This window comes from Caballeronia sp. INML3B, assembly GCF_023631305.1.
In the GTDB taxonomy this organism is placed as follows: domain Bacteria; phylum Pseudomonadota; class Gammaproteobacteria; order Burkholderiales; family Burkholderiaceae; genus Caballeronia; species Caballeronia turbans.
The window spans coordinates 65,038-79,611 of the sequence record NZ_JALQDI010000064.1 but is presented as its reverse complement, the minus strand read 5'-3'; the positions used below and the strand labels follow the sequence as shown (position 1 = coordinate 79,611).

15 protein-coding genes are annotated in these 14,574 nt (G+C 63.8%); 5 read left to right on the top strand and 10 right to left on the bottom strand.

The features are described from left to right. Positions 1-196 (top strand): aldehyde dehydrogenase family protein (locus NCS58_RS27775; protein WP_143756422.1); only part of this gene is annotated, 196 nt, incomplete at its 5' end. A 65-nt stretch (positions 197-261) separates the two neighbouring features. Here the strand turns inward: NCS58_RS27775 and NCS58_RS27770 are convergent. The 8 genes from NCS58_RS27770 to NCS58_RS27735 all read right to left on the bottom strand — a co-directional run bounded on the left by NCS58_RS27770 (position 262) and on the right by NCS58_RS27735 (position 9,068). Next, entirely contained in the window at positions 262-1,230 is a 969-nt protein-coding gene (locus tag NCS58_RS27770; protein ID WP_061120862.1) for a succinylglutamate desuccinylase/aspartoacylase family protein, read from the bottom strand. Then, positions 1,227-2,699, bottom strand: coding sequence for an NAD-dependent succinate-semialdehyde dehydrogenase (locus tag NCS58_RS27765; protein WP_061120863.1), 1,473 nt, complete (start codon positions 2,697-2,699; stop codon positions 1,227-1,229). The genes NCS58_RS27770 and NCS58_RS27765 overlap by 4 nt, the downstream gene beginning before the upstream one ends. Before the next feature lie 18 nt (positions 2,700-2,717). Further along, the gene (locus NCS58_RS27760; protein WP_061120864.1) at positions 2,718-3,782 is read right to left on the bottom strand and encodes a tartrate dehydrogenase; all 1,065 of its coding nucleotides are present in this window, start codon (positions 3,780-3,782) and stop codon (positions 2,718-2,720) included. Between the two features lie 92 nt (positions 3,783-3,874). Beyond that, on the bottom strand, positions 3,875-4,372 hold the full coding sequence (locus NCS58_RS27755) for an Lrp/AsnC family transcriptional regulator (RefSeq protein WP_061120865.1): 498 nt from the start codon (positions 4,370-4,372) through the stop codon (positions 3,875-3,877). A gap of 43 nt (positions 4,373-4,415) precedes the next feature. Then, positions 4,416-5,825 (bottom strand): aspartate aminotransferase family protein, encoded by a 1,410-nt coding sequence (locus NCS58_RS27750; protein WP_061120866.1) that lies wholly within the window; start codon positions 5,823-5,825, stop codon positions 4,416-4,418. Between the two features lie 163 nt (positions 5,826-5,988). Then, a complete protein-coding gene (locus NCS58_RS27745) occupies positions 5,989-6,915 on the bottom strand; it encodes a glyoxylate/hydroxypyruvate reductase A (protein ID WP_061120867.1) in 927 nt (308 codons plus the stop codon). A gap of 5 nt (positions 6,916-6,920) precedes the next feature. Next, complete coding sequence (locus tag NCS58_RS27740; protein WP_250538917.1) at positions 6,921-7,793, bottom strand: GNAT family N-acetyltransferase; 873 nt, start codon at positions 7,791-7,793, stop codon at positions 6,921-6,923. Positions 7,794-7,868: 75 nt separating this feature from the next. Then, positions 7,869-9,068, bottom strand: a complete 1,200-nt coding sequence (locus tag NCS58_RS27735; RefSeq protein WP_250478031.1) for a YbfB/YjiJ family MFS transporter — start codon at positions 9,066-9,068, stop codon at positions 7,869-7,871. 95 nt (positions 9,069-9,163) lie between these two features. Here NCS58_RS27735 and NCS58_RS27730 point away from each other — a divergent pair, with 95 nt between their 5' ends. Continuing rightward, entirely contained in the window at positions 9,164-10,042 is an 879-nt protein-coding gene (locus tag NCS58_RS27730) for a LysR family transcriptional regulator (protein WP_061120870.1), read from the top strand. 78 nt (positions 10,043-10,120) lie between these two features. Then, complete coding sequence (locus NCS58_RS27725; protein WP_061120871.1) at positions 10,121-10,453, top strand: cupin domain-containing protein; 333 nt, start codon at positions 10,121-10,123, stop codon at positions 10,451-10,453. Between the two features lie 29 nt (positions 10,454-10,482). Here the strand turns inward: NCS58_RS27725 and NCS58_RS27720 are convergent, their stop codons facing one another. Beyond that, entirely contained in the window at positions 10,483-10,725 is a 243-nt protein-coding gene (locus NCS58_RS27720) for a hypothetical protein (RefSeq protein WP_061120872.1), read from the bottom strand. Positions 10,726-10,998: 273 nt separating this feature from the next. Between NCS58_RS27720 and NCS58_RS27715 the strand changes: the two genes are divergently transcribed. Then, positions 10,999-11,763 (top strand): NAD(P)-binding domain-containing protein, encoded by a 765-nt coding sequence (locus NCS58_RS27715; protein ID WP_061120927.1) that lies wholly within the window; start codon positions 10,999-11,001, stop codon positions 11,761-11,763. 17 nt (positions 11,764-11,780) lie between these two features. Here the strand turns inward: NCS58_RS27715 and NCS58_RS27710 are convergent, their stop codons facing one another. Further along, on the bottom strand, positions 11,781-12,404 hold the full coding sequence (locus tag NCS58_RS27710; RefSeq protein ID WP_061120928.1) for a TetR/AcrR family transcriptional regulator: 624 nt from the start codon (positions 12,402-12,404) through the stop codon (positions 11,781-11,783). 133 nt (positions 12,405-12,537) lie between these two features. On the opposite strand from NCS58_RS27710, the gene NCS58_RS27705 reads away from it, so the two are divergent. Beyond that, positions 12,538-14,574, top strand: coding sequence for an NADH:flavin oxidoreductase (locus NCS58_RS27705; RefSeq protein ID WP_061120873.1), 2,037 nt, complete (start codon positions 12,538-12,540; stop codon positions 14,572-14,574).

The following is a 14,574-nucleotide window of genomic DNA, read 5'->3' as shown; positions in this document are numbered from 1 at the left end:
GCAGTCGAAGGATCAGGAACGTGCGCGGCGTGTGGCCATGAAAATGCGCGCGGGCAGCGTCTACGTGAATTATCCGGCCTGGGATGCGGGCTCGCCGTTCGGTGGCTACAAGCAGTCGGGCAATGGGCGCGAATACGGCGAGTGGGGACTGGAGGCGTTTCTCGAAGTAAAGGGGATCGTCGGTCACGGGGCATAGTCGGCATGTGCGTGACCGGGGCGCGTATGCCATGCGCCGCGTCCCGGTCTGGCCGCGTGCCTTTTCTAGGCAGATTGAATGCGCCGTTCGATCTTGCCGAGCCGCACGACGGTTACGCCTGGACGCAACTGCCGCAACGAAGGCATCACGAGCATGCAATCGTCATAGGGCGTCGCGACGGCGGCTCCCTCCGACCATCCGATCACGCTGCCCGCTTCGTGAAACACTTCGAGGCCGGTGTAATCGCCCGCAAAACGGAAGTCCATGCTTTTCGCGACGACCGGTTCCGTCACGCGCACGACGAGCATTTCTCGTGGTGACGGCTGAATCCAGCCGTCGGGCACATCTTCCTTGTCGATGACGCCGGAGAGCAGCAGAAAACGCGCGGTCACGTCGCGCGCCACTGTCACCGCAGCCGCTTCCCAATGCTGTCCGCATTCGATCAGCAACGCGTTCTTGCCGCTCGACGGATCGCCGAAGCCTTCGTAATCGCGCATGCGCCGGCCTTCTGGATGGCCTTCGTCGCAGATGACGGTCGCGGGCGTGCCGAGCAGCGCCGACAATTCGATGCCCTTGTCGAGCGGTCCCGCGACGATCAGCGGCTTGCTCTTTTCATGCATCGAATGAAGATCGAGCAGCAGATCCACGGTGTCGATGACAGGCCGCATCGCGCGGGCACGGCGCAGCTCGCTCGAATCGCGCGAGGTGTCGTCGAGCGCTTGCGCGGTCCAGACGCGATTGAAATCCTGATCGACGAAACGCGACGCATCAGGCTTCTTCGCGTCGAAGCGCCCGTATGCTTCGACATTTGCGAAGGCAAGCGTGAGCCTGCCGCGACGCGGTCTCAATCGAGCGCGCAGCAAGGCATCGACGACGATCGCGCCGCACACTTCGTTGCCGTGCGTGAGGGCGTTGATCATCACATGCGGACCGTCGATGCCCGAGTCGAACGTATGCACGTACGGCACGCCCGCGTTGCCCGCTGCATGCGCGCTGATATCGGGGAACGTGATTTCGATCGGATAGGCGTTCATTCGAGACCGCCCTGGCAGAGATATTTGATCGACAGGTAATCGTCGAGGCCGTACTTCGAGCCTTCGCGTCCATAGCCCGATTCCTTCACGCCGCCGAACGGCGCGGCTTCACTTGAAATCGCGCCTTCGTTGATGCCGACGAGGCCGGCTTCGAGCAGCCGCGAGACGCGATCGATGCGCTTGAGGTTCTGGCTGTAGAAATACGCTGCGAGGCCGAACGGCGTGTCGTTTGCGGCGCGGATCGCTTCGGCTTCGTCGTCGAAACGGAAGAGCGGCACGACCGGGCCGAAGGTTTCCTCGCAACTCAGTTGCATGTCGGGCGTGGCACCGGCGAGCACGGTCGGGGCGTAGTAGTTCGGGCCGAGTTCGGCGAGACGTTTGCCGCCCGTGAGCGCGCGTGCGCCGCGTTCGAGCGCGTCTTTCACGTGACGTTCGATCTTGTCGACCGCGCGCGCGTTGATCATCGGGCCGATCTGCGCGTCGGGGTCGGTCGCGGGTGCAACCTTCAATGCGGCCACGCGCTTTGCCAGCAGATCGGCGAACTTGTCGTACACGGACGACTGGACGTACACGCGATTGGGGCACACGCAGGTCTGTCCGCCATTGCGGAACTTCGATGCCATGAGTCCCGCGACGGCGGCATCGAGATCGGCGTCGTCGAATACGATGAAGGGCGCATTGCCGCCGAGCTCCAGCGACAGCTTCTTCAGCGTGCCCGCCGATTCGCGCGCGAGATACTTGCCCACCGGCGTCGAGCCCGTGAAGGTGATCTTGCGCACGCGGCCATCTTCGAGCCAGTCGGCGACCGCGTCCTGCGCGTTCTCGCGCGATGCGCCGATCAGATTCAACGCGCCCGCCGGCACGCCGGCTTCATGCGCGAGCATCACGAGTGCGAGCGCCGTGAGCGGCGTGTCTTCCGCGGGCTTGCCGACGACCGTGCAGCCTGCCGCGAGTGCGGGCGCGATCTTGCGCGCGATCATCGCGAGCGGGAAGTTCCACGGCGTGATTGCAGCGACGACGCCGACAGGCTCCTTCACCGCGCTCATGCGCTTGCCGCGCTGCTGCTGCGGAATGATGTCGCCGTAGATGCGCGTGGCTTCATCCGCGAACCATGCGACATACGACGCGCCGTACATCACTTCGCCGCGGCCTTCCGCGAACGGCTTGCCTTGTTCGAGCGAGATCAGACGCCCGAGCGCATCCGCGTTTTCGACGATCAGCGCATGCCAGCGATGCAGCACGGCCGCGCGATCTTTCGGCAGCGTGTCGCGCCAGGCGGGAAAGGCGCGCGCGGCGGCATCGGTGGCGGCGCGGGCATCGGCGGGGCCGCTGTCGGCCACTTGCGCGATGACCTCGCCCGTCGCGGGATCCGTGACGGCAAAGCGCTTGCCGCTCGCGGCGGGAACCCACTTTCCGTCGATGAAATTGTCGGCGCGAATCAGATCGCTCAACTCGTATCGTTGCGTCATGATGGTCTCCGGAAAAGATCAGGCGAGCAGATGCGCGATGGCCTTGCCCACTTCCGTGGTGTTCGCGCGGCCGCCCAGATCGCCGGTATGCGGTCCTTGCTTCAGCACGGTCTCGATGGCGGAGAGCATCGCGTCGTGCGCGCCGCGTTCGCCGAGGAAGTCGAGCATCATCGCGGCCGACCAGATCATCGCGACCGGATTGGCGATGTTCTTGCCCGCGATATCCGGCGCGGAACCGTGCACCGGCTCGAACAGCGAAGGGAAGTTGCGCTCCGGATTCATGTTGGCCGAAGGCGCAATGCCGATCGTGCCCGTGCATGCCGGGCCGAGATCCGAAAGAATGTCGCCGAAGAGATTCGTCGCGACGACCACATCGAAGCGATCGGGGTTCAATACGAAGCGCGCGCACAGAATGTCGATGTGCTGCTTGTCCCATTTGATCTCGGGATACTGCGCGGCGATTTCGGCGGCGCGCGCGTCCCACCACGGCATGCTGATCGAAATGCCGTTGCTTTTGGTGGCGACCGTCAGCGTCTTCTCGCGCTTTTGCGCGAGATCGAACGCGAACTTCAATACGCGCTCCGCGCCCTTGCGCGTGAAGATCGACGTTTGCGAGACAAACTCGCGATCCGTGCCTTCGAACATCGTGCCGCCGACCGACGAATACTCGCCTTCGGTGTTTTCGCGCACGATCATGAAGTCGATGTCGCCCGCCTTGCGATTCGCGAGCGGCGAGGGCACGCCGTCGAAAAGACGCGCGGGGCGCAGGTTGATGTATTGATCGAACTCGCGGCGGAACTTCAGCAGCGAGCCCCACAGCGAGATGTGGTCCGGCACCGTGTCCGGCCAGCCGACCGCGCCGAACAGGATCGCATCGGCGTCTTGCAGTTGCGCCTTCCAGTCATCGGGCATCATCTGGCCGTGCTGCGCGTAATAATCGCAACTCGCCCACTCGATATGCCGGTACTCCAGCTCGATATTGAAGCGCTCGCTCACGGCATCGAGCGCGCGCAATGCTTCGGGCATCACTTCCTTGCCGATGCCGTCGCCCGGAATCACGGCAATACGATATTTGCTGGACATGTGCTACTCCGCGTGAAGATGATCGACGATAAAAGCACGCACGTGCAAAACGCGCGTGCGTGCATTCATGCTGAAAGAATGAGGCGCGCGCCTCAATGATGATGCTGCGAGAAGAGTGTTTCGAGCGGGTAGTGCGTCTTCACGAACGACGTCTTGATGATGACGTAGCTGAAGTACTTCTCGATGCCGATCCCACGTTCCAGCAGCCCTTCTATGATGCTCTGATAATGGCTCACGCTGCGCGTGACGAACTTGAGCAGATAGTCGTAACCGCCGCTCGCGAGATGGCATTCGACGATCTCGTCGACATCCTTCACGGCATTCACGAAGTTGATGAAGTCTTCGCGGCGATGATCGGCGAGCGTGACTTCGGTGAAGACCACCTGCACGTCGCCGAGCTTTTCGAGTTGAATCTGCGCGCCATAGCCGACGATATAACCCGCTTTCTCCAGCCGCTTCACACGAATCAGGCAAGGGCTGGGCGAAAGACCGACTGCATCGGCGAGCTCCACGTTCGTGATGCGCCCGCGCTTCTGCAATTGCGAGAGGATACGCAGATCGATTCGGTCCAGCTTGCTGTCGGTGCTCATCGCGGCGGGTTCGGTCTCGCATGTCGGCGGTCGGTCGATGTTATCACGCAGCCGCGCGGGAACTGAAGCCCGATCCGCCTTTCAGCGCGTCGCGCACGTCGCTTTGCGCGAGCACGTCATCGAGCGTTTTCGTGAGGCGCTCGAACAGCATGTCGAAGTTCGCTTGCGTGTAGCACAGCGCCGGTGCGAAGCCGAGAATGTTGTCGCCGAACGCGCGAAACACGAGGCCGTTGCCGTAGGCCGCGGCGGCGATGCGGTCCGGCAGCTTGAGCGATACATCGAAGCTGCGCTTGCTGTCCTTGTCGGCGACGAGTTCGAGCGCGCCGAGCAAGCCGCGATGACGCGAATCGCCGACGAGCGGATGATCGAGCAACGCGTCGAGTCCTTGCGCGAATCGCGGCGCCTGCGCGTGGCCGTTCGCGAGCAAGCCGCCTTCATGATAGAGCCGCATCACTTCGAGCCCGATCGCCGCGCTCACCGGATGCGCGGAGTACGTGTGGCCATGTCCGATGACCGCGGACGCATCGGCGCCATCGGCGATGCCGCGATAGACCGCATCGGACATGAGGACCGCGCCCATCGGCGCATAGCCCGCGGTCAAGCCCTTCGCGACCGTCATCAGGTCCGGCTCGACGCCTTCCCCCTGGCACGCGAAGAGCGGACCGGTGCGGCCGAAGCCGGTGATCACTTCATCGGCGACGAAGAGGATACCGAGCTTGCGGCACGCATCGCGCATCGCTTTCAGCCAGCCCACCGGCGGCACGATCACGCCCCCCGAGCCTTGAATCGGCTCGCAGAAAAATGCGGCCACGTTGTCCGCGCCCAGCTCCGCGACCTTCGCTTCGAGCGCCTGCACGGATGCCGCGATGAGCGCGGCGTCATCGGCGTAATCATTGCGATACGCATACGGCGAAGGAATGTGATGCTGATTGGGCAGCGGCAGATCGAAGTTGCGATGAAACGCGGGCAACGCGGTCAGTCCGGCGCCGATCGACGACGAACCGTGATAACCGCGTTGCAGCGCGATGCAATGCTTCTTCGACGGACGGCCCGTTGCGTTGTAGTAGTGCGTGATGAAGCGCAGCGCGGAATCGACGGCATCCGAGCCGCCGAGCGTGAAGTACACGTGTTGCAGCGACGCGGGCGCGAGTTCGACGAGCTTTGCGGCCAGTTCGATCGCGGGTTCGGAGCCGAAGTGGAAATAGCCCGTGGCGTAGGGCAGTTTCGCCATCTGCTTCGCAGCGGCCTCGACGATGCTCGCGTGCCCGTAACCCGTATTCACGCACCACAGGCCGGAGAAGGCGTCGAGCAGCTGTTTGCCTTCGATATCGCGCAGGAATACGCCATCGGCGGAATCGAGCACGGTCACGCCGCGCGCCTCATGCGCGCGATAGCTGACGACGGGATGAATCAGATGCTGGCGGTCGGACTCGACAAGCGACTTGATCGACATGATGCGGCTCTCTTTTCGCGAAGGGGGCGGAATGGCTCTTGACCGCTTCATACTATCGGCAGAGCCGTATCGCGCGCATCGCCAAAAAAATCGCAAAAAAGCAAATTCGCGGCGTTTTTCAGGGGCGCGCAGCATTTTGTGCTGCGCGCCCCCGACGACGGACTCAGTAGCCGCGCGTGCGGTCGATTTCGCCGATCATGCGCTCGCCCGCGCGATGGCGTCGCAGGTTCTCCAGCACCACGTCGACGGCGCTTTCGGGCCGCGTCGCGCTTGCGATATGCGGCGTCAGGCGCACGCGCGGATGCGTCCAGAACGGATGCGTCGGCGGCAAGGGCTCGGGATCGGTGACATCGAGAATCGCGGCATGGAGATGGCCGCTGTCGAGCGCATCGAGCAAATCCTGCTGAATCACGTGCGGGCCGCGCCCGACGTTGATGAACGATGCGCCTTTTGGCAGCGTCTCGAACACGTGTTTGCCGATGAGGCCGCGCGTCGCCTCCGTGAGCGGCAGCAGGCACACGAGGATATCGGTGCGGGCGAGGAACGCATCGAGCGATTCGATGCCCGCATGACATTCGACGCCTTCTATCTCATGCGGCGAACGGCTCCAGCCCGCGCAGTCGAAGCCGAAAAGACGCAGCGTTTTCAGCACCGCGGTGCCGAGCATGCCGAGGCCGAGCACGCCGACGCGCCGCGTCGACGCCGCGCGCACGGGCATCTCGCGCCATACGTGCTCGCGTTGCTGCGCGGCGTAATCGAAGAGATCGCGATGAATGGTCAGCACCGCCTGCGTCACATATTCGACCATGCCTTCGACGATGCCCGGCTCGGTCATCCGCACGACCGCGACATGCGGCGGCACGCCCGACAGATCGAATTGATCGATGCCCGCGCCGACCGAGAAAATCACGTCGAGATTGGGGAACGTCTGCATGACATCGGCGGGCGGCTGCCATGCAGCGAGATAGCGCACCGCGGCGGGATCGCCGATATCGGGCCACACGCGGAAGGCCACGTCCGGCGCTTTTTGCGCGAAATGCTGCGCCCATTGCCGGCCGCGTTCGGGATCGGCTTTATAGAGGATCGTCATCGCTGTCAGCACAACGCCTGATTGATGATCGCGAATTGCGCGACGGATGCATCGTGCGGCGGCGTGCCGTTGCGCGCCATCTTGATGACCGTATCCACGCGCTCGAGCCCGATGCCTTCGAGCCAGTCCGACAGACCGCTTTCATCCGGCGTGTCGATGCGCGTGAACGTGCCTTCGCGGGAAGCGAGCGCATGCGCGATGAGCGCCCGCGCGCGTCGCGCGTGCTGCTGATCGGCGGTGACTGCAACCACCGGGCCGATCGCATGACCGCGCCCGAACTCGCGGATGAGCGAGAAGCCGAGCATTTCGCCGTCGCGTTCGAGCACGACGCCTCGTGCGACGTTCAGCAACCCAGGCAAAAGCGCGCTTCGGTCGAGTCCGCTCGCGCGCGATGCGAGATCGGCAATGGCGCGCGTATCGCCCGGCTCGATCGCGCGCATTCGCTCGCCCGGCGGCAAGTCGATTTCAGGCACGTCGAAATTGGCGGATTGATGCTGATGAATCGCGCCGATGCGCCTGAACCCGAGCTTGGCGTAAAGCGGCTCGCCCGCAGGCGTGGCATGCAGCACGGTGATGCGCTTGCCGAGCGCTTCGAGCAGCAGTTCCATCAACTTGCGGCCGATGCCCTTGCCCTGGCAATCCGGCGCGACGATCACCATGCCGAGCGATCCGCCGTCGTCGCCATACTTCCAGCACAGCGCGGTGCCGACCACGCGCTCGCCGTCCTGCGCGATGAAACCCGCGCCGGCGTCGAGCACGAAGCGCCAGTCATCGGCGCGATGCGGCCATTTGACTTCCACCGAGAGCGCATGCGCCGCGGCGATGTCATCGGCGGTGAAGGGGCGATAGAGAAGAGCGGATGTTTCAGCGGCGGACACGGCATGCTCCACGTATGAGGATGCCTGTCACTTTGACATGCGGCGCCGGCACACTGATAGGACGATCCTGCTGCGTCAGGTGGTCGTCGTGCGCCCTCGCATCCCGAGCCATGCGAGGCCGGCCGCGCCGAGTCCAAGCGCCGCCGCCGCAATCCATAACGCGATGGAGAAGGAGCCCGTGTGCGCCGCGATCGGCGCCGCGACGAGCGGTCCGGCGATTTGTCCGAGCCCGTATGCGGCGGTCGCGTATCCCATCAGGCCCGCCGCGGCTTCACCGCGCAGCCGGCGCGCCTCGCGCATCGCGAACAAGGTGATCGCGGTGAAGGGCAAGCCGAGCAGCGCACTGCCGATACCGAAGCCGAGCGCGCTCGGAAACACGATGCCCAGCAAGATGCCGAGCGCCTGAATGAGATAGCACGCCGCCGACAGCAGCCGGTTATCCCACGACAGCGGCAGCCGCGCGGCGATCAGCGCGCCGGCGATCAGCGCGAAGCCGAACGCGGGCCAGAACAGGTCGGGCCACGGCGAGCCCGGCAACGCCTGTCGCGCGATGACAGGAAGAAAGGTCGCGGCGATGATGTAGCCGAAACCCGCGAGGCTGTAGAGCCCGACGAGCCCGATCGAATCGGCGCGCGACGATGCGGGCGCCACGCGATCGGCGGCATGCGCGCGCTCGCGCGACGCCGGTGCCCGATGCGCGAGCGTCCTCCATACGAGCGCGCCCGCCACGCACGAACAGACCGCGAAGCCGATCCATACCCACGGCGCCGGCACGCCGAACGCCGCGGCCGCCGCACCGAGCAAACCGGTCGCCACGATGCCGACGCCGGGGCCCGCATAGATCACGCCGCCGAGGCCGTGCGCGTCGAGCTCGGCGAGCCGCCGCAAGCCCCATTGCGACGCGAACACGAATGCCCACGCGCTGACGACGCCCGCCGCGAACCGTATCGCGGCCCACAGCCAGAAGAGATGGACGAGGCCCATCGCGAGCGTCAGCACGATGGTCCACGCGAGCGCGAGGCGCACCATGCGCGCGTGATCGATGCGGATCGCCGCGCACGACAACGCGCCGATCAGATAGCCGGCGTAGTTGGCCGATGCGAGCCAGCCGCCGTGACGGATATCGAGCGCGCCGCTTTTGAGCATCAGCGGAAGCAGCGGCGTGAAGGCGAATCGCCCGACGCCGAGCGCCACCGCGAGCACGACGGCGCACGCGAGCGCGGCATATCGCGCGTGATGAGCGGGCAACGACGATGCTTGAGCGGGCGATGCCATAGTCGATAGGCGAAGCGGTAATGCACCCATCCTAGCTTGATCGTAGTATCTTGAAAAATGAATAATCGAGATACAACCAATCTTCTGGAAAGATCATGGATCTGTCGGCATTGACGATTTTCCGGGCGGTCGTGCGCGAGAACGGCGTGACGCGGGCAGCGGCGAAGCTCAATCGTGTGCAGTCGAATGTCACGACGCGCATCCGTCAGTTGGAAGAGACGCTCGGCACGGATCTTTTCATCCGCGATGGCCGGCGTCTCGTGCTGACGCCGGCCGGCGAGACCTTGCTGCCTTACGCGGAACGTCTGCTCGCGCTCGCCGAGGAAGCGCGGCACGCGGTCAGCGAGAATCGTCCGCAAGGCCGTCTGCGGCTCGGGACGATGGAAAGCACGGCCGCGAGCCGCCTGCCGCGCTTGCTGGCCGCCTACCACCAGCGCTGGCCGCAGGTCACGCTCGAACTGGCGACGGGCGTGACCCGCGCGCTCATCGAGAGCGTGCGCACCTTCGAAGTCGACGCGGCTGTGATGGCGCGTCCCATCGAGCCCGACGCGCTTGCCGCCGAGCAGTTCGAGTCCGTGCCGGTGTTCGAGGAAGAGCTGGCGCTGATCACGCCGCGCGGACAGCATCCGGTGGCGATGGGGCGCGAGTCGGCGGGCCTGACGCTCGTGGCGTTCGAGCGCGGTTGCGCTTACCGCTCATACGCGATGCGCTGGTACGAGCAGCAGGGTATCAGGCCCGCGCGGGTGCTGGAGCTGGGTTCGTATCACGCGATCGTCGCGTGCGTGGCGGCAGGGGCGGGCGTCGCGGTGGCGCCGCGCTCGGTGCTCGAGCTCGCGCGGCTGGATGGCGAAGTGGACCTGCATCCGATGGGCGAGCTCGGTCGTGTGGATACGCTGCTCGTGTGGCGCAAGGGGCATTTCTCGGCGGCGCTCGACGCGATGCGCGAGCTGCTGGTGGGCGGAGTGGCCGCGTGACTGCTTGAGATGTTGCATGGAAGTCGAGTTCGGACATAATCGATATCAGCGAACTGAACGTTGACGTGAGGTCGATCCATGCAACTGCAAACGGGTAACCTGTTCGGCTTCGAGGCAAAGCACGGCAGCGAAGAGCGGATCGACATGCTCGTCACGGGACAGCGCCTGAACGTGGAGCGCATCGTGTCGATGGGACACGCGAGTCCCGAAGGCTTCTGGTACGACGACTCGCGCGCCGAATGGGTCGTGTTGCTGACGGGCGCGGCCGTGCTCGAGTTCGAGGAGGACTCGACGCGGCACGACATGCATCCGGGTGACTACGTGCTGATCGAGCCGCATTGCCGGCATCGCGTCGCGTGGACGCATGCCGACGAGCAAACCGTATGGCTTGCGATCTATTACGAACGATGAAGGCGCGTCGAGCGTGATGCGACCCGCGCTCACAGCAGACGAGGATCTTGCGTCGCGGGTTGCGGCGAAATCTGCAATGGCACCGGAATGTGCAGTTCCTTCAAGAGCGCGGCGGCGCTGGGCCACGACGCCGGCAGCGACGGCGGCAACTCGGGAATCGTGTTGCCGCCGCCCGGCAGGGTCACATGCGCGATCCCGCCGCGCACGGCGGACATCGCTTGGCGGTCGATCGTGTCGACGCAAGGCAGATCGGTGATGGTCAGAGTGGTCATGGCGGGTCTCCTGGCAAAAGTGAAGTGAATGGCGACATGCAATTCGCCACTCATTCATTTGCACGCGGCGTGCCAATGGGTGCGAAAGTCTCTGTTCATAGGCGTCGAGCGGGTTCAGGTTAAGCGCGCAAGCGTGTCACGCGACGGCTGGCGAGCAACAGGTCGATCGCTTGCTGTCGGCGAGAGACAGACTTTCTCCCGTCAAGTCGCATCGCACAGCCTGAACGATTGTCCAGTTCGGCAAATCAGGTCCAGCGAGGAGTGGCGAAACTCATGATGAAGCTCGGGGTGCTCGGCGTCGGCGATCTGACCGAGAAGATGATTCGAGGATTGCATCGTAGCGGCACCGATACGGCGTTTATCCTTTCGCCCAGAAGCCGCACGAGGGCGGAAAGTCTCGCGAAGGATGTCGGCTGTGCGTTGATGCGCGATAACCAGGAAGTCGCGGATGCCGCTGATGTCATTCTGATCGGCGTTCGTCCGGGGCAACTCGACGAGCTCGCGCAGGAGATCACGCTGAAGCCGGGCATCCCGCTCGTTTCCGTCGTCAGCGGCGTGCCCGTCGGCGATTTGCAGCGTATGTTCGGCGCCCGGGAATGCACCCGCGCCATGTTGTCTCTTGCTGCCGAGATCAATCGCTCGACGGTCGCGGTCTATCCCGCAAGCTCAGCGATGGCGCCATTGCTCGCTGCGCTGGGAAATCCGGTGCTTCTCTCGACTGAACGCGAATTCGAGCTTGCCACGGTGGGCGCATGCATGAACGGATGGTTCTATTTTCTGCTTCACGATCTGCAGCAATGGTTCGTTCAGAAGGGCTTCACACCCGACGATGCAAGACAGCTCGTGCTCAGTGGCGTTGAAGACTGCGTTGCTTACTCGCGATACAAAGCATCGTCGGGAATCGGCGAAATCGGTTCATCCATCGCGACGGCGGGCACCTATACGGCGCAAGGACTGGAGGTGCTGGAAAAGCTCGGCGGCAACGCGGCGTGGAAAGCCGCATGCGAGCATGTGTTCGATCAGTTGACCGCGAAGTAACCCGCGGGCGCGATCGCTCACTCGAACTCGAAGTTGCGCCGCGCGTAGAAGCGCTGAAGCTCGTGCTTTTTCGGCCGTACGCCCGTGAAGACTTCGACGTACTCCGGAATGCGCATCATGCGGACCGACATGTCTTCGTCGGGTTTCGTCGAGACATAGCCGGCCTGCGTGAAATAAGCCACGCGCGCGCGGACATCGGCTGAGCGCGGCGCATAGTCGAATCGCTCGAACAGGGCAGTGAGCGCCGCAATGCGTTGCGCATCGTCCTGCGCCATCTGCGCCGCAATTTCCGGCGATTGCTGCGCCCAGTTGCGTATAGCGGCCTCGAATCGCGAGTCGAAAATAGTGTCGTCGAACCAGCAGTCGAATACGTTCAGCATCGCTTCGCACACACTGTCCGCATACGCTTCCGTTCGTTCGATCCAGTTGCCTGTGTTCTTCTGTTTCCATCGGTCGAGCAGTGCGGCGAGCAGTTCCTCGCGATCCTTGAAGAACCAGTAGAAGCTGGTTCGCGAAAGATTCAGCTTTTTTGCAAGCGGCAGGATGCGCACCGCATCCACGCCTCCTTCGAGGAGGCCTTCATACGCCGCATCCAGCCACATTTCGGCGGAGCCGCGCACCACGTCGAGCGTCTCGTCCATTTCGTTTTTTCCCTGGTCGATCATGCGTCACAGTCAATGTACACCATTGTCTCCCTACTTGACACATGTGTACAGTGGTTCTACTCTTCACCACGACAGGCGTTTCGTTCCCACTCGCTTCGATGAGGCATCCATGTCCACGGACCCGCTGCTGCAGCCTTACACGCTGAAACACCTCACTTTTCGAAACCGGATCATGACGACGTCGCATGAACCGGCCTACGCCGAGGATGGGATGCCGAAGGAGCGCTATCGCGCCTACCACGTCGAGCGCGCGAAGGCCGGCATTGCATTGACGATGACGGCGGGCTCCGCGGCGGTATCGAAGGACAGCCCGCCGGTCTTCAACAACATCCTCGCGTACAAGGACGAAGTCGTGCCGTGGATGAAGGACCTCGTCGACGAGTGCCACGAGCACGGCGCGAAGGTGATGATCCAGTTGACCCATCTCGGCCGCCGCACGCGCTGGGACAAGGGCGACTGGTTGCCTGCCGTCTCGCCGTCGCACAGTCGCGAGCCCGCGCACCGGGCTTTCCCGAAGAAGCTGGAGGACTGGGATATCGAGCGCATCGTCCGGGACTTCGCGGATGCGGCGGAGCGCATGAAGGCCGCCGGCCTCGACGGGCTGGAAATCGAATCCTATGGTCACTTGATGGACCAGTTCTGGTCGCCTCTGACGAATACGCTCGAAGGTCCGTATGGCGGTTCGCTTGAGAACCGCATGCGCTTCACGTTCGACGTGCTGCGCGCGATGCGTGAGCGCGTCGGCGAGCGCTTTCTCGTCGGCATCCGTTATACGGCCGATGAGATGCTCCCGGGCGGCATCACGAAAGAAGAAGGCATCGAGATTTCGAAGCGCCTCAAGAACAGCGGCCTCGTCGATTTCCTGAATGTCGTCCGCGGGCATCTGGAAACCGATGCCGGGCTCACCGACGTCATTCCCATCATGGGGATGAAGAGCGCTCCGCATCTCGACTTCGCGGGCGAGATCCGGCAAGCGACGGACTTTCCCACGTTTCATGCGGCGCGCATTCAGGACGTCGCGACGGCGCGCCATGCGATCGAGTCGGGCAAGATCGACATGGTCGGCATGACGCGCGCGCATATGACCGATCCGCATATCGTGCGCAAGATCATCGAGCGCAGGGAAGACGATATCCGGCCCTGCGTGGGCGCGAACTATTGTCTGGATCGCATCTATCAGGGCGGCATGGCGCTGTGCATCCACAACGCCGCGACGGGCCGCGAACTGGAGATGCCGCACACGATCGAACCCGCCGCGACGAAGCGCAGGATCGTCATCGTGGGTGCGGGGCCCGCGGGTCTTGAAGCTGCGCGCGTCGCGGGCGAGCGCGGGCACGACGTCGTCGTGCTGGAAGCGATGAACGATCCCGGCGGCCAGATTCGCCTCACCGCGCAAAACGTTCGCCGCAAGGAGATGATGGGCATCATCGACTGGCGCATGGCGCAGTGCGAAAGGCTCGGCGTCCGGTTCAGGTTCAATACGTGGGCCGACAACGAAACGGTGCTGGCGGAAAATCCGGATGTGGTGATCGTCGCGACCGGCGGCATGCCGCACACGGAGGTCTGCAGCGAAGGGAACGAGCATGTCGTCTCTTCGTGGGACATCATTTCCGGCGATGTGAAACCCGGCGCGAATGTCCTGATCTTCGACGATGCCGGCGATCACGCCGCGCTTCAGGCGGCCGAAACGATTGCACAGGCCGGCGGCAAGGTGGAAGTGATGACGCCCGACCGCTCTTTCTCGCCCGAAGTCATGAGCATGAATCTCGTGCCCTATATGCGCTCGCTGCAAAAACTCGCGACGACCTTCACGGTGACGTTTCGCCTCGAGTCCGTTCGCCGCGAAGGCAGCGAACTGGTGGCGACGATCGGCAGCGACTACGGCGGTGTGAAGAAGGAGCAGCGCCACGATCAGATCGTCGTCAATCACGGCACGATTCCGATGGACGAACTGTATTTCGAACTCAAGCCGCTTTCGAAGAATCGCGGCTCGGTGAACTACGAGGCGCTCATCGACGGCAAGCCGCAAAGCGCGCAGACGAATCCCGAAGGGCGCTTCCAGCTCTTCAGGATCGGCGACGCGGTGTCGGCGCGCAACACGCACGCCGCCATCTACGATGCGCTTCGTCTGGTGAAGGATCTTTAA

Coding starts and splice junctions, on each gene's coding strand:
- NCS58_RS27770 (WP_061120862.1), bottom strand. CDS start 1,230: ATGAACGCCTATCCGATCGAAATCACGTTCCCCGATATCAGCGCGCAT.
- NCS58_RS27765 (WP_061120863.1), bottom strand. CDS start 2,699: ATGACGCAACGATACGAGTTGAGCGATCTGATTCGCGCCGACAATTTC.
- NCS58_RS27760 (WP_061120864.1), bottom strand. CDS start 3,782: ATGTCCAGCAAATATCGTATTGCCGTGATTCCGGGCGACGGCATCGGC.
- NCS58_RS27755 (WP_061120865.1), bottom strand. CDS start 4,372: ATGAGCACCGACAGCAAGCTGGACCGAATCGATCTGCGTATCCTCTCG.
- NCS58_RS27750 (WP_061120866.1), bottom strand. CDS start 5,825: ATGTCGATCAAGTCGCTTGTCGAGTCCGACCGCCAGCATCTGATTCAT.
- NCS58_RS27745 (WP_061120867.1), bottom strand. CDS start 6,915: ATGACGATCCTCTATAAAGCCGATCCCGAACGCGGCCGGCAATGGGCG.
- NCS58_RS27735 (WP_250478031.1), bottom strand. CDS start 9,068: ATGGCATCGCCCGCTCAAGCATCGTCGTTGCCCGCTCATCACGCGCGA.
- NCS58_RS27730 (WP_061120870.1), top strand. CDS start 9,164: ATGGATCTGTCGGCATTGACGATTTTCCGGGCGGTCGTGCGCGAGAAC.
- NCS58_RS27725 (WP_061120871.1), top strand. CDS start 10,121: ATGCAACTGCAAACGGGTAACCTGTTCGGCTTCGAGGCAAAGCACGGC.
- NCS58_RS27720 (WP_061120872.1), bottom strand. CDS start 10,725: ATGACCACTCTGACCATCACCGATCTGCCTTGCGTCGACACGATCGAC.
- NCS58_RS27715 (WP_061120927.1), top strand. CDS start 10,999: ATGATGAAGCTCGGGGTGCTCGGCGTCGGCGATCTGACCGAGAAGATG.
- NCS58_RS27710 (WP_061120928.1), bottom strand. CDS start 12,404: ATGGACGAGACGCTCGACGTGGTGCGCGGCTCCGCCGAAATGTGGCTG.
- NCS58_RS27705 (WP_061120873.1), top strand. CDS start 12,538: ATGTCCACGGACCCGCTGCTGCAGCCTTACACGCTGAAACACCTCACT.